A 19575-nucleotide genomic window follows, 5' to 3' on the forward strand; every position below is an offset into this window, starting at 1 on the left:
GCCTGACACCGTGTGAGGATCAAGGGACGGTACCGGACGGATCGCCCGTGCCGAACCGCAGGAAACCGGCAGCGCGCGGAGGGAACGCCGGCATCCGATCGCCGAGCGACGAGCGCAGCCCCGCCGCCACCCCGGCGTCCGGCTCCCCGAACACCTCGAAGTGCTCCACCCGGCAGTGTTCCATGACGTCCTGGATGTAGGGGTCCGCGAGTTCCCAGTGCCGGCGGACCGCGTCGGAGTCACGGTAGAGCTGGAAGCTGTGCGCGAGCATCCGCTCCTCGTCGACGAACGTCTGCACCATCAGCTGCGGGCCGTGCCGCTCGGCGAACTCGACGGCTCGCGCGATGGCGTCCCGGAACTCGTCCAGGTGACCGTCGGTGATGCGCATGGTGTTGCGGAAGAGGAGGATCGTTTCGTCGCTCATGACTCGGTTCGCCCTCTCTTCGCCAGCAGTTCGATCAGGCTCGAGAAGCCCTGCTCGCCGTGCCCGTCCGCGATGCGGCGATCCATCAGCTCCTTGACCTCCCGCATCCGGACGGCCTCCACGCCGACCGACTCCCGGTGGCCGATCATGTCGTCCATCAGCGCGGCCTGGACGCGGAGCGAGCCGAGGTCCGGCGGGTACTCGCCGTCCGCGACGGCCTGCGCGATCCCGGTCAGCAGCGGCGGGTAGCCCGCCATCGAACCGGCGACGCGCCCGGCGAACTCCGTCACGTCCATTCCCTCCGCCCGCACCAGCCTGAGCACGTGCAGGTAGCCGATGAGCAGCTCGTACCCCATCGCGACCTGGGCCATGAACTCCACGGCGGCGAAGCCCGCGTCCTCGCCGTGGTACCCGATGCCGCCCAGCTCCCGCAGGGTCGATTCGTGCGCCTCGAAGGCGCCGCGCGGGCCGCTGAGCGGGATCGAGATGTTCGGCGTGCCGATGTAGGGCGGGTCCCCCATGAGCTTGCCGTCGATGTACTCGGCGCCGTGCTCCTTCGCCCACCGCTCGTTGGCCCGCGCCTGGGCGGGCGAACCGCTGGTGAGGTTCACCAGCACCTTCCCCGCGACGGCGCCGCCGACGGCCCCGAGCACGTCGTCCACCGCCGTGCCGTCGAGCAGGCAGATCACGACGAGCGGGCTCGCCGCCACCGCCTCCGCCGCCGTCCCGGTCGCCGTGGCGCCCGCGTCCGCGAGCGGCTCGGCCTTGCTCGCCGTCCGGTTCCAGACCGTCGTGCGGTAGCCGCGGTCGACGAACGTCCCGGCGATCGCGGAGCCCATGTCGCCCAGGCCGAGCACGGTGACTCTCGTTTGCGTCGTCATGGTGATCCCTTTCGTGTCGGAAGAGTGCTCACCGGGCCGTGGGCCCGGTCAAACGAAGAAGCTGTCGTGGCGGACGAAGAAGTCCGCGCGCTCGTCCTCGGTAAGGCCCGCCAGCTCGGTGACGCCCTCGAAGTACTCCTCGCGGGGCGCGCCGGGAGCGAAGAGCATCAGCATCGAGACGGGTTCGCCGGACTCGTTCCGGAAGGCGTGCAGCCCGCCCACCGGCACGTACAGGTAGTCGCCGGACGTGGCGTCGACCCAGCGGCGCCCGTCGAACAGCCGCACGGTGCCGGACAGGACGAAGAAGGACTCCGAGATCGCCTTGTGGAAATGCGTGGCGGGCCCCCCGGCCTGCGCCCCCATGTCCACCCGGTACAGGCCGTACTCCCCGCCGGTGGACGCGGTCGTCGACAGGTAGTGGTACGTCGTGCGCCGGGAGGCGTCGGGCTGGGCGCTCAGCGAGACGAAGTCGGGCGCGGCGGTCGCGGGCCGGAAGGCCGCGCTGACCTCGCCGCTCTCGCCGGAGTACCGGGGGTCGGGGTCATGGCCGCTCCTAGATGAGGACTGATTAAGCAAGTGCTAAGATAATCAGCACTCGCATGAGTGTCAATTAGATGAGCGCTCATCTATCCGAACCGGGAGGATTCATGGCGGACGCGGTGGAGGCGGTGCTCGAGCAGTGGCGCCGGGAGTGCCCCGACCTCGACGTCGCACCGATCGGCGTCGTCGGCCGGATCATGCGGCTGTCCCGGCTCTGGGACAAGGCGATCAAGGACTTCCTCGGCGAGCACGACCTGGAGCCGGGCGAGTTCGACATCCTGTCGACGCTGCGCCGCTCCGGCGACCCCTACGAGCTGACCGCGGGCGCGTTCCTGCGGGCGTCCCTCGTCACCACCGGGGCGATCACGCTCCGGGTCGACCGCATGATCGCCAAGGACCTGGTCACCCGAGTGCCCGACCCGGCCGACCGCCGCTCCGTCAAGATCCGCCTCACCCCGCGAGGTCTCGAGACGATCGACCGCGTCCTCCCGCTCCACCTGGCCAACGAGTCCCGCCTGCTGGACGGCCTCGCCCCGGACGAACGCCGGCGGCTCGCAGCCGTCCTCTCCACCCTCCTGGAGTCCAACGGCGACACCCCCGCCCGCTGACCCGCACCGGCAAGCCGGACGGGCGCGGGCGTCACATCGCGTAGCGGCGCACGGTCTCCGGGTGGATGACGAGACGGAGCAGGTCGGCGGCCCGCATCTCGGCGAGCTCCGCCGCGCGGGCCGGATCGTCGAGGTCCCAGTAGCGAGCGGCCAGGCGGGAGCACAGGTCACGAGCCCCGTCGGGTTCCAGCGTGGTACGACCGGCGACCGAGACCCAGCGCTCGCGTTCGCCCACCGGGGCGGCGACGACGATCGAGGCGCGGGGGTCGCGCCGCAGGCGCCCCACCTTGAGCGAGTCCGCGAGCGTGAACAGCTCGATCGTGCCCGCGGCGGTGGCCTCGAACCACACCGGCCGCGGCTGCGGCGGGATCGGGCCTCCCGCCACGGACAGGAACCCGTGCAGGGGACGTCGGAGGAACTCGAGATCCCGGTCGGTCAGCGAACCGGCGTCGGCGCTCATCACAGTCCTTTCGATGGAGGAGAACGTTCCGAGATCAGTGCCCGCGGCGCCGGCGCGTAGCCGGTGCCGGTGCTGCTGACATCGATTCAACCCGGCCGGCGCGGACGAGCACATAGGCAGGACGCCGGATCACCTGTCCATTCGTCTAACCTCGATCGGGTGGACGTCTTCAGCGACCTGATCCGCGGGGTGCGGGCCAACGGCTCGCTGTTCGGCAGCTCGACCCTGTCCCCGCCCTGGGCGCTGCACTTCGTGGACGGCGCACCGCTGACCCTGTGCTCCGTCCTCACCGGGGGCGGCTGGATCGTGCCGGAGCACGGTCCGCCCGAGCCGCTCCGCGCCCGCGAGACGGTCGTCGTGCGCGGGCCCGCGACGTTCACCTTCGTCGACGAGATCGGCACCCCCGCCGAACCGGTCGTCTACGGCGAGCACTGCGCGACGCCCGCGGCGAGCGGCACGCGGTACCGGCGCGGCTGGGGCCCCTGCCGCGAGGAGACCGGTGCGGCGGGCGACGCGACGACCCTGATCGTCGGCGCCTACCCGGTGCGCGGCGAGATCAGCCGCCGGCTGCTGGAACCGCTGCCCGGCGTGCTGCGCGCGGACGGCGGCGGCACGGGCGAGGCCGTGCTCGACCACCTCGCCACCGAGGTCGCCATGGACACGCCGGGACAGCAGGTGGTCCTCGACCGGCTGCTGGACTGGATGCTGGTCTGCACGCTGCGCGAGTGGTTCGACCGGCCCGGCGCCGGCGCACCGGCCTGGTGGGGCGCCCAGCGGGACCCCGTCGTCGGCGACGCGCTGCACCTGCTGCACGCCGAACCGGCGGCACCATGGACGGTCGCCGCGCTGGCCGAACGCACCGGAGTGTCGCGCTCGACGCTGGCCAAGCGGTTCACCGACCTGGTGGGCGAACCACCGCTGACCTACCTCACCCGCTGGCGCATGACGCTCGCGGCGGACCTGCTGGTCGAGCGGGACACCGCGACCGTCGCCGACATCGCCCGCGCCGTCGGCTACTCCGACCCGTTCGGGTTCAGCGCGGCGTTCAAGCGGATCCGGGGCATCAGCCCGAGCAGGCACCGGAGCACCGCGACGGCCGCCGCCGCGGCCACCGGACGTTCCACCGGCTGACGTGCGGCACCGGGCCCCGCGCGGATGCGCGGGGCCCGGTACGCGGATACCGGTCTACGGCGTCAGAAGCACTGGCTGGACGACCAGGTCTTGCGGGTGTCGTTGCCCACGTGGGCGTGGTCGCTGTGCCCGGGGTAGCCGGGGCCGAGGATCTCCTCGAAGCCGTGGTACCTGGCCTGCCGCACGATCTGGCAGAAGGACGGGGTGCCGATGAAGTCGGCGGCCTGGCCGTACGGGTGCCGGCTGTAGGAATCGCTCTCGTTCGGGTTGCAGGCGAGGCTGCGGAAGCCGCTCGAGACGCGCAGCCGCCGGTCGCCGAGGGCGTGCCGCAGCGCTTCGAGCTGCCACATGAGCCGGAGCATGTTCGACTTCGCCTTGCTCGCGGAGACCTGCCCGCCCGCCCACGAGCTGTTGCACTTGTTCATCTCGGCGTAGGTGAAGTGGATCGGGGTGCAGTCGTTGTCCTGCAATGCGTAGATCTTGTTGAAGGTCTGCGTTCCGGCGATGCCGTCGGAGGCGAGCCCGTACGCGGACTGGAATCGCTTGACCGCCGCCACGGTCCGATCACCGTAAACGCCGTCGATGGCGAGGTTGGAGTTGTAGCCGGGGTAACCGGCCACCCGGATCTGGAGTTGGGTGACGGCCGCGCCGCGGCTGCCCTTGCGGAGCTTGCTTTTCCAGGTGTAGCAGCCATCGGCCGCGGCCGGCGCGGCCGTGGCCACCAGGGTGACGCCGGTCGCCGCGACGGCGACCACGAGAGCGATGAGAGCACGTGCAATTAAGCGGGCCATAATTACCTTCCGGCATTGTCGTACGGCGGGGTGCCCGGAAGCCCCGAATCCTTGCACGCACAGCCCAACTTCGCGTATATGCAAGGGAAACAATTTTGATCATGCCGATAGGCAAAGTCCGACAGAGTCGGCATCCGCGAGAGGCGCCCGCGCCGCATCGGTGGGCCCTACCTGGGCATGCATCTGGGTGCCAAGAAGATCGGATCCTGATGTCACGTATCGCCCTGGACTACGGGCGGGGACGGTGGTAGCGGCACGCACCGAGAGAGCGACTCCAGGCATCCGATCGGCCGCAGCCGTTGACGCGCCCGTCCTCCGCCTTTCGGCGTGCCTTCCGGCACTACGGTGTTCACAGCCATGACGCTGGGCGGAATGCGACAAAGGGCGAGAGAGAACTACCCCGAGCGTCCGTATCGCCATTTTCGGGCCCGATCCGAAACGGCTCCGCGAATCCGGTGAAGCCGCCACGGGCACGGAGGGCCACGGGCTGGCTTCCCCGGGTCGTCGCGGCGGGACCGTCGCTGGCCGACGGTGACGAGCAGGGCGCCGGTGACGTCGGCCGAGGCCGCGGCGATGGGAGAGGCGGAGGATCTCACGCGGCCCGCTCCGGCACCGTCGCGGTAGCCGCCGGGGGGTCCAGCACCTTGCGGGTGATGCGTTCGGCGATGGCGGCGACCAGGGTGCGAGGACGGCGGGGGTTCAGGTGCGCCCCCAGGGCGTTGCCGAGTCCGGGGGCGATGTAACCGCGGTCGCGCTCCAGCGCGCGCAAGGCGGCGCGGACGACGGGTTCGGGGGTGGTCATGGAGCCGGTGACGGCCGCGCGGCGGGTGCCGATGGTGTCGAAGAAGGCGGTCTCGACCGGCCCGGGGCACAGCGTGAGCACGCGGATGCCGCGTTTGCGGTACTCCTGGCGCAGGGCCAGGCCGAAGTTCAGCACGAAGGTCTTGGCTGCGCCGTAGACGGCGAAGTACGGGGAAGGCTGGAAAGCGGCGGTCGAGGCCACGTTGATGATCGAGCCGTGGCCGCGCTGCAGCATGCCCGGCAGCAGCTCGTGGGTGAGATCGACGAGTGCGACGACGTTGACCATCAGCTGGTCGTGGTCGCGGGCCGCGGAAATCTCTTCGAAACGGCCGCAGGTGCCAAAGCCGGCGTTGTTGACCAGCAGGTCGACGCTCAGGCCGCGGCCGGTGAGCCGGTCGGCGATGCGGCGGGCCGCGTCCGGCTCGGCGAGGTCCTGGACCAGGACCTCGGCCTGGATGCCGTGCTCGGCGATCAGGCGCTCCGCGAGCGCGGCGAGCCGGTCGCCGGAGCGCGCCACCAAGATCACATCGTGACCGTGGGCGGCGAGTTGTTCGGCGAACTCCGCGCCGAGGCCGGACGAGGCTCCCGTGATCAGGGCGGTGCTGTGCACGATGTTCTCCTTCTGTTGCGGTAACTGAGAACAGAAGGTAGCAGTAACGAGCATACTTGCAACAGTGCTGATGCAAGTAGAGCTTCTGTCGCGTCAGTGATGTAGTATCTCGCTGGTCAAGTGACCTGACGGGAGATGTGATGGACGAGGCGACGGGCCCATCGCTGCGGGCGGATGCCGAGCGCAGCGTGCGCGCGATCTTGGAGGCGGCCGAGCGGGTGTTCGCCGAAGACCCCGGTGCCACCATGGAGCAGGTCGCCGCCGCCGCGGGCGTGGCCCGGACCACGATCCACCGGCGGTTCGCCAACCGGCAGGCGCTGATCGACGCGCTGGCCTCGTCCGCGGCCCACCAACTCGCCCAGGCGGTGGACGACGGCCGGCCGGACACCGCGCCGCCGCTGGTGGCGATGCACCGGATCACCGCCAACGTGCTCCAGGTCAAGAGCGCCTGGGCGTTCTCCCTGGGGCTGCCCGCCTCCCCCGGCAGCGAGGCCGCCGTCCTCCAGCAGGACATCGCCCGCCGCTGCATCGCCGTGCTGCGGCGGGCCCAGGCCGACGGGCTCATCGACCAGGCGGCCGACCTCGACTGGGTGCGCCGGGTCTATTACGCGCTCATCGGCGAGTCCCTGCACGGCGACCCGGACGACGAAGACCCCGACGCCCTCGCCGCCCGCATCATCGACACCGTGCTGCGCGGCGCCGGTCCGCGCACCTGAACCGGGAGCCGCGCGGGCACCCTACTCGCGGGCGTTCCGGTCGACGGCTCCCACCGGCTCCGTGACCGTCGCCTCGCCGCCGGACGAGCGAGACCGTCCCGGTCCGGACCTTCGGGTCACCCGGTGCCGCGTCCCCCACCGGACGTGGACCGGCCGCGTGCCGCGGCCTCCCGGCGGGCGTCGGACAGGGCGACGGGGACGACGGCGGCGATCAGGACGGCGGTGACGGCGAAGGCACCGTGCATGTCCAGGGCGTGGGCGCTCCAGCCGACGGCCACCGCGCCGATCCCGGTGCCCGCGTCGTAGGCGAAGTTCCAGGCGGTACTGGCGGTGCCGGCCCCGGACGGTCCGGCGCGGCGGAACATCACGACCAGCGAGTCGTTCTGGAGCGCGCCGAACCCCAGGCCGTACGCGACGGCGGCGGCGATCGCGACGGCGAAACCCCCCGCCCCCATGCCCGCGGCGGCGGCGAAGCCGCCCATGCCCAGGGCGGACGCGACCACACCGGGCACCAGCAGCCCGCCGGCGCCCGCGCGGTCGCTCCACGTGCCCGCGGCCCAGCGGCCCGCTATCGCCGCGGCCGAGACGGCGAACAGCGCGACCGGCGCGACGGCGGGGTCCTCGAAGGTCAGCGGCAGGAACGTGGTGATACCGCCGAGCGCGCAGGCCGCGGTGATGAGCGCCGTGAAGGGGCCCGTCAGCGGCCGCAGCCGCGGCGCGCCGGAGGCCGGTGCGGCCGCGGGGGCGTCCTCGGTGGCGCGCCGCCCCGACATCGCCGCCACCAGCGGGACGGCCAGCAGGCTCGCGAGCGCGGTGATCACGAACACCGGAGCGAACCCGAGGTTGCCGGCCGTCCAGACCCCGAGCGGAAGGAAGACGACCTGGGGGAGCCCGACGGCGATGCCGTACCAGCCGACGGCCCTGCCGCGATACGCGCTCGCGACGAGTTCGGCCACCAGGGCGCTCCCCGCCACCGCCACCATGCCGAAGCCGACGCCCCGCACCGCCGACACGGCCAGGACCCAGCCGAGCGAGGAGGACAGGAGGTAGCCGAACGTCGGGACTCCGAGCAGCAGGGACCCGGCCGCCAGGACCGCCCGGAGATGGAATCTCCTCAGGATCCAGGGCATGCAGAGCTGGACGGCCGCGGTCGTCCCCATGGTCACTCCGGTCGCGGCTCCCGCGCCGCCGTTCCCGGCCCCGCCCTCGGCCGTCCACAGCGGCGCGACCGACAGCAGCGGCGCGTAGTTGGTGAACGTGCCGAGCGTCGCGGCCAGCAGCAGGAGGAAGTCACGGCCGCCCAGCCCCGTGGAGGCGCGTGAGTCCTCCCGTGGACGCTGTGACGTGGAGGGGAGCATGGTTCCTGTTCTAGCCGCACCCGATCGATCGCGTCCAACGAAGATCTTCGATCGATTCGATCGGAATCTACGATCGGTTCATGGAGCTGAAGCACCTGACGACGTTCCTCGCCGTGGCGCGCCGCCTGAGTTTCACCAAGGCCGCCCAGGATCTGGGGTACGTGCAGTCCGCCGTCACCGCGCAGATCAAGGCGCTCGAGACCGACCTCGGCGTGCCGCTGTTCGAGCGCCTGGGACGGCGGATCGCCCTCACCGACGCGGGGATCGAGCTGCGCGAGCACGCCCGCTTCCTCGTCGGGTACGCCCAGGAAGTGCGGGAGGCCGTGCACGAGGCGGGCGGCGGCGCCCGGCAGATCCGCAGCACGCTGCGCGTCGCCGCGCCCGAGAGCCTGTGCGCCTACCACCTGCCCCCGATCCTGCGGGCACTGCAGGGCAGCTTCCCGCTGCTCCAGGTGGTCTTCGGACCGGCGGGGAGGGCCGCCCTGCTGGACGCCCTCGGCGAGGGCGCACTGGACGCGGGCTTCCTCATCGAGGAGAGCGTCGACCACCCGATGACCTCGGCCGAACGGATGGCGGACGAACCGCTCGTCCTGGTCTCGCATCCCGAGCATCCCCTCACCGCGCGGGGGGAGGTGCGCACGGCCGAACTGGCCGCCGAGACCCTGCTCCTCATCGAGCAGGGCTGCGCCCAGCGGGACGTGATCGAACGCGAACTGGAACGCGCGGGGATCCGGCCCGTCCGCATGGAGTTCGTCAGTGTGGAAGCCCTCAAGAAGTGTGCCGCCGAAGGCCTGGGCCTGGCCGTGCTGCCCGCTTCCACCGTCACCGACGAGGTCGCCCGGGGCGAGGTGACCGTCCTGCCGTGGACGTCCGAACCGGTCCTCGGCATCTACCTCGTCCGGCACAAGGACCGCCGCGCGACGACGGTCCTGCGCGAGCTGATGGCGCTCACCCGCGCCCACTGGGCCTGACCGGAGCCCGCTTATCTCGGCACGTACCGCAGCGCCATCGCCCCCGAGCCGTACTCCAGCCGGCTCACGAGCTTCAGGTCGATGGCCTTGGACAGCCCCGCGAACAGCGTCGGCCCATGGCCCACCAGCCGGGGATGCACGACGAACTCGTACTCGTCGATCAGTCCCATGTCCGCCAGCGCCAGCGGGAGCTGGACGCCCCCGACGTAAAGTCCCTCACCCGGCTCCTGCTTGAGCCGCCGGACGGTCGCCTCCAGGTCCCCGCGCACGAGTTCGGCGTTCCAGTCGACCCGTTCCAGAGTGCTCGAGACGACGTACTTCTTCGCCGCGTCGATCGTCCGGGCGAAGGGTTCCATCCAGTCGGGCCGCCCGACCGACTCCGCCGGGGGCCGCCACGCCTCCTCCATCATCTCGTACGTCACCCGGCCGAAGATGAGGGCGTCGGCCTGCGCGATCTTCTCGGTCGCGTGCCGGTGCAGTTCCTCGTCCGGGATGCCCTCACGATGATCGACGCATCCGTCCAGGGTGACGTTGATGGAAAAGCGAAGGGGTCGCATGGCGCCAGGGTAGCGACGGGGGCCGACATTTCCGCGGACCGTCCAAGGGCCGCGCACCACGGGGAACCATGTCGCGGCGCCGAGGGTCAAAGATCTCCAGGATGACGATCTGGGAGTGGCGGGTGCGTACCTTCACGCGTGTGGTGACCGTACTGGGAGTGCTGCTGGCCTCGTCGGCGGCCGCCGTGGCGCAGCCGGCGTGGGCGTGCGGCTGCGGCGCGATGATCGCCGACAGTTCGGTGCGGATCTCCGAGGAGACGTCGATCGTCCGCTACGACGCGGCGGCGCGCACCGAGGAGATCGTGATGCGGCTGTCGGCCGAGTCGGAGGCGAAGGACGCGGCCTGGCTGTTCCCCACGCCGTCCGAGGCCACGGTCGAACTCGGCGAGCGCGGCTGGTTCGAGGAGCTCGACGAGCTCACCGAACCCCGCGTGGTCACCCGGAAGGTCTGGTTCCCCGACCTGGGCTTCGGCAGCGGCTCGGACGCCGGGTCCGCGCCGGCCGCGGGCGGCGGGGCCGTCCGGGTCCTCGGCGAGCGCGACCTCGGACCGTTCCGCGTGGCGACGCTCGACGCGTCCGCCCCGGACGCCCTGACCGGCTGGCTCACCGACAACGGCTACCGCCTCAGCCCCGACCTGGAGGATGCGCTCGGCCCCTACGTCGAGCAGGGATGGAAGTACGTCGCGGTGAAGCTGCGCCCCGATTCGGGCGAGGCCCTCACCGGCGAACTCGCCCCGCTGCGCGTGTCGTTCTCCTCCGCCGAGCTCGTCTACCCCATGCGCCTCTCCCGCCTGGCGGACGACCCGCAGCGGCTGCACCTCTACGTGCTCGGCGACCACCGCGTGGAGCAGACGACCGGCCCGAGCATGCGGCTGGCCTTCGCCGGACGGGTGACGCCCGAGCAGGTCGATTCCCCGCGACTCCGCCGGTTCCTCGGGGACGGCCTGTTCATGACCGAGCTCACCGACGCCCGGATCGACCCCGAGGAGATCGACGACGACTACCGCTTCACCGCGACGGACGACGAGCCGTACCGGCAGGTCATCCACCGGCAGGAGGTCGTCCGGTTCCTGGGCATGCCGGCCGGGTGGCTGATCGTCTTCGCCGCCGGAGCCCTGACCGTGGCGCTGGGCATCGCGCTCCTGGTCCGCCGCCGCACCCGGACGACCTGACCGGCACCCCCGGCCGAGCGCGCCGACGGTGACCCACGTCACTCCCGCCGGAGGTCACAGCAGCCCGGCGCGGACCTCTCTCAGGTGTGTTCGGACCCACGAGACCTGAGGGAGATCGCCCATGTTCCTGATCACCGGAGCGACCGGCGTCATCGGGCGCCACGCGGTGGACCTGCTGCTCGGCGAGGGCGCGGAGGTGGCGGCGGTCACGCGCACGCCCGCCGCGGCCGCCCTGCCCGCCGCTGCCCGGACGGTGCGCGGCGACGCGTCCCGTCCGCACACGTTCGAGACCGTGCTCCCGGACGTCGAGGCGGTGCTGATCAGCCCGCGCGCCACCGGCCCCGGCCTGCCGGACCTGCTGCGGTCGGCCGCCCGGCACGGGGTGCGGCGGGCGGTGCTGCTGTCCGCCGTCACGGTCGGGTACCCGGCCGGGGAGCGGCGCTTCGCCGACGAGTTCCGGCACGCCGAGGAACTCGTGACGGGGTCGGACCTGGGATGGACGGTACTGCGGCTGTCCGACTTCGCCGCCAACTCGCTGGCCTGGGCGCCGCAGATCAAGGCCACCGGCGCCGTCGAAGGGGCCTTCGCCGCGGCGGCCACCTCGCCGATCGACGAGCGCGACATCGCGGCGGTCGCCGTCCAGGCGCTGCGGACGTCCGAGCACCTGGGGGCCACCCACACCCTCACGGGGCCGCAGTCCCTGGACCAGGCCGCGAAGGTCCGGCTGATCGGCGACGCCGTCGGCCGCGACCTGCGGTTCCGGGAGGTGCCGCCCGAACGGGTGCGCCGGGCGATGCTCGACCAGGGGCTCCCCGAGGAGATCCCGTCCCGGCTGCTGGGCTCGCTCGCCGACTACGCCAAGGTCCCGGGCCCCACCACGGCCACCGTCGCGGAACTCCTCGGACGCCCCGCGCGCACCTTCGGCGCGTGGGCCCGCGACCACGCCGACGCGTTCCGACCGATTTCAGATCACTGATCCGAAATCGGGTACGGTAACGGGGTGGGACGGCGAAAGACGCGGACCGACGCGCTGCGCGGCGAGGTGCTGGCGGTCGCGGCGCGGCTGCTGGAGGCGGGCGGCACCGGCGCGGTGACCACCCGCGCCGTCGCCGCCGGCGCCCGCACGTCCCAGGCGGCCGTGAACGAGTTGTTCGGCGGGAAGGCCGGGCTCGCCCGCGCCCTGTTCGCCGAGGGCTTCGCCCGGCTCGCCGCCGACCTGCGCGCCCTGGAACCCACCGGGGACCCCGAGGCGGACGTCCTCGAACTGGCGCTCGCCGTCCGGTCGTTCGCCCGCCGCGCCCCGCACCTGCACGAGGTGATGTTCTCCCGCCCGTTCGCCGAGTTCCGCCCGGAACCGGCGGACGGCCGGGCCGCCGGGGAGATCCACGCGATCGTCGTCGGCCGCGTCGCCGCCGTCCTCGGCCCCGAGACGGCCGAGGACGCGGCGATCGGCCTGTTCGCGACCGTCCAGGGCCTGCTGGCCCTCGACGCCTCCGCCCTGCTGGGCGGGCCGGAGGCCGCGGACCGGCGCTTCCGCCGGACGGTCACCGCCACGCTGCGCGGCCTGGCAGGCGCGGCCTCCCCCGACCCCGAGGAGTCGCCTTGACCGACGTTCCCCCGGACTTCGTCCCCTACGACCGTCCCAGCCCGCTGCTCACCGCCATCGGCGGCTTCCTCCGCCACGCCCGCGATCCGCTCCGCGCGGGCTTCACCGTCGAGGGCCCCAAGACGAACGCGCGTGGGCTGCTGCACGGCGGGGTGATCGCCACCGTGGGCGACGTCGTGATCGGGCATGCCCTCGCCGTCCGAACGGACCCGCCGACTCCGCTCGTCACCGTCAACCTGTCCTGCGACATGGTGGGCACCGCCCGCGACGGCGACTGGGTCGACGTCACCGTCACCCCGACACGCACCGGACGGCGCCTCGCCGCCGGAACGGCGACGTTCACGGCGGCCGGACGCACCATCGCCACCGTGAGCGCACTGTTCCTCCCCGCGTCCGAGCCCGCCCGCTGACACCCCAGGAACAGCGCGGGAACGCGTTCCTGCGTCTAGTGACCCCCGTTGATCACGAGAACGCGGGTCGATCTTGCCATCGCGTCACTAAACAGTGATAGGAGGTCGGCGTGTCCATAAACGGCCCCTTCGGTCACGTCCAGCGGAGTGGCACAAGAGTTGATCTCCGCACGATCAGACGCCCTTCGGCACCTCCGCTAACCACCGAGAGTCCGCAGCGCGACGGGAGATTCTCGTCTAAAGGCGGGCCTCGAAGCGCCGGCGGACGGAGATAAGTGGACTGGCCACCAACTGCTCAACGACGTGGGCAAAACGCCCCTCAAACCCAGCAAGGTCGTTCATCGCAGAAATGTATCCGGACAAACCAGGCCCATGTCAAATGTAGCGCCCACCCAGTATTCGCACCCCAAGGCACTCGTCGTTACCGGCACCCCGATTAAGGAAAGGTGAGGCCGATCTGGCGTCGCTCCAGGTCAACGCGAGCGATCCGTACCCTCACATTCCGCCCGGGACGCCAATCGATCCCGTCCTCGAACTTCGACATTTCGGCCTCGGGGAGCAACCCTTCGAACTCACCAAAAATGCGAATGAACACGCCAATGGGAGCACGGAAAGTCATTTCCCCAACCGTGACGCTATCAATTTTCTCGCTCACTTCGAGCAGAGGATCGGGAAGCAAGTGCTTCACACTGAGAGAAATCCGCTCTCTCTCCCGATCGATGTCCAGCACTTTGACTCTCACATGCTCGCCGACGGACAGCACATCGGACGGATGATCGAAGTGATGCCACGACAGGTTCGGTACTGTGATCACCCCTTCGGCGGATCCGAGATCCACAAGAACACCGAAATCTTTGACGGCGGTGACACGGCCGACAACAACCGAACCAACTTCCAGCGCACTCAAAGCCCCGGCCCAGCCTTCCAGTCCGCACGACCAATCGGTGGATACTTCAATCCAGACTCCCCTCCCACGAATAACCCATCCTATGTTCATACCAGCGCGTCTTATCGTGATCAATAAATGACTTGAACTGGTCGAACCTATCAGCCGGAATGATCCACTGCATCTCACCTTCCTTGTTATCATGTGTGCGATAGTATTTATCGGGCTTATCCGATGGAGTGAACGCCTCTACAAAACCCGGCTTCATCGTGTACTCATAGTACCCGTCTTCATGGGTACCTTGGATGGCGTACTGCTCAGCCACCTTGGGTATGTTGCCATAATGGGCGTCCCTACCGTCCTGCTGATGGTTGGCCGCGTCCGGCCCGTAGCGCTCACTCTGCTTGTTCCCCTTGGCTGGAGCTCGATAAATCTTGACAGACCCATCGGATTGGTAATTATGTGGAGTGAGCCCAAGGGGATCCAGCCAGGTAGTGGGGTTAGGAACATAGGCGTGCGGATTCGGCTGCGGAGTCAGGCCGAGCGGATCGGGTGAAAGGTAACCCGCCGTGTCTGGATCATAGTATCGACCATAGTTGTAGTGATTTCCAGATTCAGGATCATAATATTGACCGGGTAGACGCAGCGGACATGGGGAAGAGCCGCCCACCTGGGTGCCCCAACTGGTCAGCACAGTCGCGGTGACGACACCGTCCGCGGAAATCAGTTCGGTCGGCGTACCGATCAGATCGGTGACAATGGCATAAAACTGCTGGTCGATCCACTCTTGGGATGCACGTTCAATAACAGTGGTGTACTCGGTTTGTGTAAGCGGTTTATGGGTGCCGGGCCGGTAGGACCAGACGGTTGCCCGAGGCGCGTGTTCCGGTGAATGAATTTGGTGGATTTGTTCTGCCAAGCGGGTGCCGTCCCATGCATACGTGTAGCTTTGAACACGGGCCCCCTCCGACGTATATTGACGTTTCTCGATACGGCGACCGAGCGGGTCGTAGCGGTAACGCCACTGAGCTCCACCGGGGACGTCCAGGGCCGTGAGGCGGTCGTCGGCATCCCAGTGGAACCGCCAGGTGCGGCGTTTACCGGAGAGGGTCACGCGTTCGCGTAGGACCACGCGGCCTTGCGCGTCGTGTTCGTAGCGGGTGCGTCCGGCCCGACGGATCAGGGTGCCGACGTATTCACGCATCCCTGTGTCGTCCTGCTCCTGGTCCAAGGCAGGTCGATCGGCGTGGGTGAGGTTGCCGCTGTCGTCGTAGGCGTAGCGTTCGGTCCAGCCTTCGGCGGTGACGGCGGTGATGCGGCCCCGGGGATCGAGAGTGTAGGTCCGGTCGCCAACGAGGCGGTCGGTGACGCCGGTAAGATTGCCGTCGGGGCGGTAGGCGTAGCTGCGGTGTTGCAGCAATCGGGCCTGGTCGGTACCGGGCGCGGGAACGCCCCAGAGGGTCTGCGCGGTGAGGCGGCCGACCGGATCCCATTGCTGAGAGAGTGCCGTCAACGTACCGATACGGCGGCCCGTTTCACGACCCGCGGCGTCGTATGTGAACGTGAGGTTCTGGCCACCGGTGGTGAGTTGTGCAGGCCGTCCAGTCGCGGTGTACGTCCAAGAACTCTCAGCGCCGGAAGAGGTGCGGCGGGCGATCACACGCCCGAGGGGATCGTGGGTGTAGGTGATGGCTGCACCGTTGCAAGACTCGCCGGTGACCCGGCCAGCGGCATCACGCTGCAAGTACAGGTCCGCGTCCGGGCTGGTGGCGCGGGTCAGACGGCCCATCGCATCGTAGGCGAAGGTGGTCGTCTGGTCGCCGTCGGTCTTCTCGAGGGTGCTGCCGATCGAGTCACGGATGTAGGTGACGGTCTGCCCTGCACCATTGGAGCGAGCGGTCAAGCGTCCCGCGGCGTCGACGGTGTAGGCGATGGTGCGGCCGTTAAAGTCGTCCTCACCGATCAGGCGCCCCGCCGGGTCATAGGTGTAGTCCCAGGTCAGGCCAGTACTGCCAGTGACGGACGTCAGCCGCCGTTCCGCGTCGTGGACGAAGCCGAGGCGGACTCCGTCCGGGCGGATCAATGCGGACGGTAGGTCGAGGGGGCCGTACGTGGTGCGGGTGGTCTGGCCGAGCGGGTCGGTGTGCTCGACCGCGTTGCCTTCACCGTCGTAGCGCCACCGCTCGACCGTCCCGTCGGGAAGCGTCACCGATGCGGGGCGCCCCTCGGTCGTCCAAGTGAACCGGGTGCGCGCACCGGTCGGGTCGGTGTGGTCGGTCAGCCGCCCCATCGCGTCGTAGATGCGGTGGGAGGACGCACCGGCCGCGTCGGTGATCGTGGTCGGCAGGCCGGCTTCGTTGAGCGCGGCGCGGGTGATGCCACCGATCGCGTCGGTGACCGACAGCAGGCCGCCGCGGTCGTCGTAGGAGAAGACGGTGACCGCCCCGGCCGGGCCGGTCTCGCGGACGAGGTTGCCGCGCTCGTCGTACTGCCAGTGCCACTCCTGCCCGTCCGGCTGGATCCGACGGACGGGCAGATTCAACTCGTTGTACTCGAGCGCGCCGGACGTGCCGTCGGGGTACGCGATGCGGGTAACGTTGCCACGCTCGTCGTAGCTGAAGCGGCTCGTGTGCCCCAGCGGGTCGGTGCGCGAGAGGAGACGGTCGAACTCGTCCCATTCGGAGCGGGTGACGTTGCCGAGAGGGTCGGTCTCCTCGACGATCTGGTCGAACTCGTTGTAGCGATGAACGGTCTTGTGTCCGAGCCCGTCGGTGACCAGGGTGCGACGGTTGTCGGTGTCGAAAACGAACGTGGCGTTCAGGACGCCCGCTGATCCCTCGCCACGGACGGCGCGGCCCTGGTCATCGTAGGTGTAGCGGTACCAGTACTCGTTCCGGTCCACCCAGCCCGTGAGCCGATGCTCGTCGTCGTAGGTGAACCGCTGCGGGAGGTCCGAGGAGTCGTAGACCTCGGTCAGGTCACCTGTGTCTTCGTAGCCGAAACGTACGAGCGTGGTGCCGTCAGGGGTGCGCAGGGCGGCGATACGTCGGTCGCCGGTACCGGTCGGAGCGGTATCCACGAGGACGCGGTAGCCGCCGGAGTGATGCACCTCGGTGAGGATCTGGTCTTCGTACAGGAAGTCGATGCGGTTGCCGTTGCGGTCGGTGATGGCCGTCAGCGGCAGCCGTGACCAGCCTGTCTCCTCGCTGGGAGCCGGGAAGTGTAAGGTGCGGCCGGTGAACGGGTCGGTGAGGGTGTAGCCCCCGCCGGAGGTCAGGGTCAGCGGGTGACGCGGCCCGGCGTTCGGCATGAACGCGACGTTCGGCACCAGGTTCTGCGGATAAGTACGGACGGTCGCGTCGGCGCCGATGAAGTGGACGCCCTCGCTGTCGAGTTCGAGAGCCTCGTCAAGAGTCGAACCCCACGACGTTCCGAACCAACGGCCCGCACGAAACGACGAAACGTGCGTCCGCTCCAGCACCAGCGGCAGGAGCCCCGGCCAGGACACGTCCACCTGTGAAAGCAGCACATCACCCGTGACGATGCTGACCGGGTCCCCACCCTTGGGCGTTGCCTCGGTCGGACGCGCCTGCGACTGCGGACTACCGCTCCTGCGTTTACCTCCTGAGAACCAACCGGGCCGGTTGCTCCGGGTGCGGCCGTTCGGTGAGGCTCCACCGCCGCCTCCCCTGCCCTTCCTGGGAGCCGGGAAGAAGTTACCGGCCATCCTCCCGAACACACCGCGCGCGGCACCACCACCCTGCCCGCCCCGCCTCCCGCGATTACCCACCGATGCGCGCCCTCCGCCGAGGCGCCGCACGCCCCAAGCACCGGGCGATCAGTATGAGAGCCGATAGACGCCTTCACCACTCTTCAAGTGAAGGATCTTAACAGCCAGATATGTCGTCAGTCATATTGGATCGTTCCATGCTGAAAGCATGAAAGAACACCAAGGCGGTCAACGATTCACGAAGCCCTATAGTCCGGTCCACTGTAAGTTCATCGCGCTCGTCGCTTCGCCGAACCGTGAGCTGGCGGCGCGGTCGGCGCGCACTGAGAGAACCACAAGATCGTCGAGCACCCCGCCGTCGGACCGATCACGGTAGACTGCGACGTCCTCACCAACGGCGACGCCGACCAAAAGATCGTCATCCTCACGGCGGCCCGGCGACCGAGGACGAGACCAACCTCCGCCTCCCGGCATGTCAGGCACCTTCGGCTCGACCCCAGTGTGCCCCGACCCTGACCAATCCGACGTCCCGAGTCAGAGGGCTTTCAGCACCTCAGCGAACCGGTTGAAGTCGCCGCGGCTCACCGTGATCACAGCCCCGTCCGCATCCTTGCTATCCCGGATTGCGACGAGACCGGAGACCTTGGCGACTTGAACGCAGTTCGAGCCGTCTTCCTTGCTCCGAGCAGATTGGCGCCACACCGCATTACTCAGTTCCATATTCCTCCGCCGCCTGGATCGCCGGTCTTGGTCAGAGATCTTTGAGGACCTCAGCAAGGACACGGAAACCTTCGCCGCTCACCACGAGCATGGGACCTTCCGGATCCTTGCTGTCACGAATAGCCACGACACTCGACAATTTTGCGAGCTCAACACAAGCGTCCCCTGACTCGTTACTGCGAGACGCTTTGATCCAAACCGCTTCACTCAGGCCCATCTTTGCTTGATCACCTCTCGAATAAGCGCTCGTGTGTCACGCACATTAAGCGCCTCGGCCTGCAATATACTCATTGTCTCGTTTACTTTTGCCAGGTGTACCGGGTCGGAAGAAGTCTCACCCCCGTACGCTTTAGCCGTATAGACCACCTGACGCTGGTCCGACAGGGTCGCTATGACGAACGTCGACCAGACGTTGCGCGTGTACTGTATCGGCGCAATCTGAATGTTGACATTCTCCATCTCGGACAACTCCAAGAGAAATTCCAGTTGCGCCCTCATGACCCCCCTCCCGCCCACTTGCCGATACAGCACGGTCTCATCCATTACCACCGTCACAGAGGGTGCATTCTTCCCAAACAAAATCGCCTGACGTCGCATTCGATTGATAACAGCGTCCTCGTCCTGAAGAATTACACGAGCGTACTCCTCCCTCTGAAACAAGCCATGCACGATCCTATCCTCATACGCACGGAGCATGATCGCCGACTGCTCGGCCTTCTGGAAGTTGGCGAAGAACTCTGGGTACTTGACAGACTTGATCGTTTCCAGCAACTCATCCCATGCTCGGATGATCTCACCCTCGGCATGGAGTGCGCCATCGATGCGGGCCGCGAAGTCCGCGCGGCATCGCGTCTTCCCCAGTTCAACGTGACTGACGTATGCGCGTGAGACGTTCACCAGTACCGCGAGACGGGTCTGGTTGATCCCCGCCGCCTCGCGCATTCTCCTGATCTCCATCCCGAAGGTCTTCAGTTCCGGGATGAACTTGCCGCTGGCAGGCGTGGTCCCCACGTCGACTCCCCCGATCGGCGCAACAGTCGCGCTAACTTCCGCAACTGGAATGTGGCTAATGCAGTGCTCTACAGCCAAAGTACGCCGCGCCGTGGCTTGATTGTGCTTGTTCGAGCACACAGGGTGACCTTGACCGGATCCGGCCAGCGGGTCCGGAGCCGGGGTCAGCCGACTCACCACGGGAGGGATCTT

At 68.9% G+C, this 19575-nt stretch carries 21 protein-coding genes; 8 read left to right on the plus strand and 13 right to left on the minus strand.

Annotated elements, in window-relative coordinates:
• Positions 1–19: 19 nt before the first annotated feature.
• From F7P10_RS13925 to F7P10_RS13935, 3 genes are read right to left on the minus strand one after another with little or no spacing between them, the layout of a single operon-like run.
• Positions 20–424: a hypothetical protein gene (locus F7P10_RS13925; protein WP_151009725.1), complete on the minus strand. Its 405-nt coding sequence runs from the start codon at positions 422–424 to the stop codon at positions 20–22.
• Entirely contained in the window at positions 421–1305 is an 885-nt protein-coding gene (locus F7P10_RS13930) for an NAD(P)-dependent oxidoreductase (protein WP_151009726.1), read from the minus strand. Before F7P10_RS13930 ends, F7P10_RS13925 begins: the two co-directional genes overlap by 4 nt.
• 48 nt (positions 1306–1353) lie before the next feature.
• The gene (locus tag F7P10_RS13935) at positions 1354–1881 is read right to left on the minus strand and encodes a cupin domain-containing protein (protein WP_151009727.1); all 528 of its coding nucleotides are present in this window, start codon (positions 1879–1881) and stop codon (positions 1354–1356) included.
• A 71-nt stretch (positions 1882–1952) separates the two neighbouring features.
• Between F7P10_RS13935 and F7P10_RS13940 the strand changes: the two genes are divergently transcribed.
• The gene (locus tag F7P10_RS13940) at positions 1953–2453 is read left to right on the plus strand and encodes a MarR family winged helix-turn-helix transcriptional regulator (RefSeq protein WP_151009728.1); all 501 of its coding nucleotides are present in this window, start codon (positions 1953–1955) and stop codon (positions 2451–2453) included.
• Between the two features lie 31 nt (positions 2454–2484).
• Here F7P10_RS13940 and F7P10_RS13945 read toward each other — a convergent pair whose 3' ends face one another.
• Positions 2485–2913, minus strand: a complete 429-nt coding sequence (locus tag F7P10_RS13945; protein WP_151009729.1) for a pyridoxamine 5'-phosphate oxidase family protein — start codon at positions 2911–2913, stop codon at positions 2485–2487.
• 159 nt (positions 2914–3072) lie between these two features.
• Here F7P10_RS13945 and F7P10_RS13950 point away from each other — a divergent pair, with 159 nt between their 5' ends.
• Positions 3073–4044 (plus strand): AraC family transcriptional regulator, encoded by a 972-nt coding sequence (locus tag F7P10_RS13950; RefSeq protein WP_151009730.1) that lies wholly within the window; start codon positions 3073–3075, stop codon positions 4042–4044.
• 62 nt (positions 4045–4106) lie between these two features.
• Here the strand turns inward: F7P10_RS13950 and F7P10_RS13955 are convergent, their stop codons facing one another.
• On the minus strand, positions 4107–4799 hold the full coding sequence (locus F7P10_RS13955; RefSeq protein ID WP_218040492.1) for a M15 family metallopeptidase: 693 nt from the start codon (positions 4797–4799) through the stop codon (positions 4107–4109).
• A 628-nt stretch (positions 4800–5427) separates the two neighbouring features.
• On the minus strand, positions 5428–6246 hold the full coding sequence (locus F7P10_RS13960; protein ID WP_151009732.1) for an SDR family oxidoreductase: 819 nt from the start codon (positions 6244–6246) through the stop codon (positions 5428–5430).
• A gap of 140 nt (positions 6247–6386) precedes the next feature.
• On the opposite strand from F7P10_RS13960, the gene F7P10_RS13965 reads away from it, so the two are divergent.
• Positions 6387–6962, plus strand: coding sequence for a TetR/AcrR family transcriptional regulator (locus F7P10_RS13965; RefSeq protein WP_151009733.1), 576 nt, complete (start codon positions 6387–6389; stop codon positions 6960–6962).
• A 116-nt stretch (positions 6963–7078) separates the two neighbouring features.
• Here F7P10_RS13965 and F7P10_RS13970 read toward each other — a convergent pair whose 3' ends face one another.
• Complete coding sequence (locus F7P10_RS13970) at positions 7079–8320, minus strand: MFS transporter (protein WP_151009734.1); 1242 nt, start codon at positions 8318–8320, stop codon at positions 7079–7081.
• An 80-nt stretch (positions 8321–8400) separates the two neighbouring features.
• On the opposite strand from F7P10_RS13970, the gene F7P10_RS13975 reads away from it, so the two are divergent.
• On the plus strand, positions 8401–9291 hold the full coding sequence (locus F7P10_RS13975; protein ID WP_151009735.1) for a LysR family transcriptional regulator: 891 nt from the start codon (positions 8401–8403) through the stop codon (positions 9289–9291).
• Between the two features lie 11 nt (positions 9292–9302).
• Here F7P10_RS13975 and F7P10_RS13980 read toward each other — a convergent pair whose 3' ends face one another.
• A complete protein-coding gene (locus tag F7P10_RS13980; protein WP_151009736.1) occupies positions 9303–9848 on the minus strand; it encodes a dihydrofolate reductase family protein in 546 nt (181 codons plus the stop codon).
• Between the two features lie 101 nt (positions 9849–9949).
• Here F7P10_RS13980 and F7P10_RS13985 point away from each other — a divergent pair, with 101 nt between their 5' ends.
• The 4 genes from F7P10_RS13985 to F7P10_RS14000 all read left to right on the plus strand — a co-directional run bounded on the left by F7P10_RS13985 (position 9950) and on the right by F7P10_RS14000 (position 13036).
• Positions 9950–11020, plus strand: coding sequence for a DUF2330 domain-containing protein (locus F7P10_RS13985; protein ID WP_176611458.1), 1071 nt, complete (start codon positions 9950–9952; stop codon positions 11018–11020).
• 121 nt (positions 11021–11141) lie between these two features.
• The gene (locus F7P10_RS13990; protein ID WP_151009738.1) at positions 11142–11996 is read left to right on the plus strand and encodes an NAD(P)H-binding protein; all 855 of its coding nucleotides are present in this window, start codon (positions 11142–11144) and stop codon (positions 11994–11996) included.
• Between the two features lie 24 nt (positions 11997–12020).
• The gene (locus F7P10_RS13995; protein ID WP_151009739.1) at positions 12021–12626 is read left to right on the plus strand and encodes a TetR/AcrR family transcriptional regulator; all 606 of its coding nucleotides are present in this window, start codon (positions 12021–12023) and stop codon (positions 12624–12626) included.
• Positions 12623–13036 carry a PaaI family thioesterase gene (locus F7P10_RS14000; RefSeq protein ID WP_151009740.1) on the plus strand — a complete coding sequence of 138 codons (414 nt, stop codon included), beginning with the start codon at positions 12623–12625 and terminating at the stop codon, positions 13034–13036. The genes F7P10_RS13995 and F7P10_RS14000 overlap by 4 nt, the downstream gene beginning before the upstream one ends.
• Before the next feature lie 436 nt (positions 13037–13472).
• Here F7P10_RS14000 and F7P10_RS14005 read toward each other — a convergent pair whose 3' ends face one another.
• From F7P10_RS14005 to F7P10_RS14025, 5 genes are all read right to left on the minus strand, one after another.
• Positions 13473–14033, minus strand: a complete 561-nt coding sequence (locus F7P10_RS14005; protein ID WP_176611459.1) for a S1 RNA-binding domain-containing protein — start codon at positions 14031–14033, stop codon at positions 13473–13475.
• Complete coding sequence (locus F7P10_RS14010; protein ID WP_176611460.1) at positions 13990–17451, minus strand: RHS repeat-associated core domain-containing protein; 3462 nt, start codon at positions 17449–17451, stop codon at positions 13990–13992. The genes F7P10_RS14005 and F7P10_RS14010 overlap by 44 nt, the downstream gene beginning before the upstream one ends.
• 735 nt (positions 17452–18186) lie before the next feature.
• The gene (locus F7P10_RS14015) at positions 18187–18372 is read right to left on the minus strand and encodes a DUF397 domain-containing protein (RefSeq protein ID WP_151009743.1); all 186 of its coding nucleotides are present in this window, start codon (positions 18370–18372) and stop codon (positions 18187–18189) included.
• 31 nt (positions 18373–18403) lie between these two features.
• Positions 18404–18589, minus strand: coding sequence for a DUF397 domain-containing protein (locus tag F7P10_RS14020; protein ID WP_151009744.1), 186 nt, complete (start codon positions 18587–18589; stop codon positions 18404–18406).
• A complete protein-coding gene (locus tag F7P10_RS14025; RefSeq protein WP_151009745.1) occupies positions 18580–19563 on the minus strand; it encodes a helix-turn-helix transcriptional regulator in 984 nt (327 codons plus the stop codon). Before F7P10_RS14025 ends, F7P10_RS14020 begins: the two co-directional genes overlap by 10 nt.
• Between the last annotated feature and the right edge of the window lie 12 nt (positions 19564–19575).

Origin of the sequence: Actinomadura sp. WMMB 499 (genome assembly GCF_008824145.1) — a bacterium.
GTDB lineage: Bacteria > Actinomycetota > Actinomycetes > Streptosporangiales > Streptosporangiaceae > Spirillospora.

Excerpts from the sequence above, each read along its gene's own strand:
- F7P10_RS13925 (WP_151009725.1), bottom strand. The coding sequence starts at position 424 with ATGAGCGACGAAACGATCCTCCTCTTCCGCAACACCATGCGCATCACC.
- F7P10_RS13930 (WP_151009726.1), bottom strand. The coding sequence starts at position 1,305 with ATGACGACGCAAACGAGAGTCACCGTGCTCGGCCTGGGCGACATGGGC.
- F7P10_RS13940 (WP_151009728.1), top strand. The coding sequence starts at position 1,953 with ATGGCGGACGCGGTGGAGGCGGTGCTCGAGCAGTGGCGCCGGGAGTGC.
- F7P10_RS13945 (WP_151009729.1), bottom strand. The coding sequence starts at position 2,913 with ATGAGCGCCGACGCCGGTTCGCTGACCGACCGGGATCTCGAGTTCCTC.
- F7P10_RS13965 (WP_151009733.1), top strand. The coding sequence starts at position 6,387 with ATGGACGAGGCGACGGGCCCATCGCTGCGGGCGGATGCCGAGCGCAGC.
- F7P10_RS13970 (WP_151009734.1), bottom strand. The coding sequence starts at position 8,320 with ATGCTCCCCTCCACGTCACAGCGTCCACGGGAGGACTCACGCGCCTCC.
- F7P10_RS13975 (WP_151009735.1), top strand. The coding sequence starts at position 8,401 with ATGGAGCTGAAGCACCTGACGACGTTCCTCGCCGTGGCGCGCCGCCTG.
- F7P10_RS13980 (WP_151009736.1), bottom strand. The coding sequence starts at position 9,848 with ATGCGACCCCTTCGCTTTTCCATCAACGTCACCCTGGACGGATGCGTC.
- F7P10_RS13985 (WP_176611458.1), top strand. The coding sequence starts at position 9,950 with ATGACGATCTGGGAGTGGCGGGTGCGTACCTTCACGCGTGTGGTGACC.
- F7P10_RS13990 (WP_151009738.1), top strand. The coding sequence starts at position 11,142 with ATGTTCCTGATCACCGGAGCGACCGGCGTCATCGGGCGCCACGCGGTG.
- F7P10_RS14005 (WP_176611459.1), bottom strand. The coding sequence starts at position 14,033 with ATGAACATAGGATGGGTTATTCGTGGGAGGGGAGTCTGGATTGAAGTA.
- F7P10_RS14015 (WP_151009743.1), bottom strand. The coding sequence starts at position 18,372 with ATGGAACTGAGTAATGCGGTGTGGCGCCAATCTGCTCGGAGCAAGGAA.
- F7P10_RS14020 (WP_151009744.1), bottom strand. The coding sequence starts at position 18,589 with ATGGGCCTGAGTGAAGCGGTTTGGATCAAAGCGTCTCGCAGTAACGAG.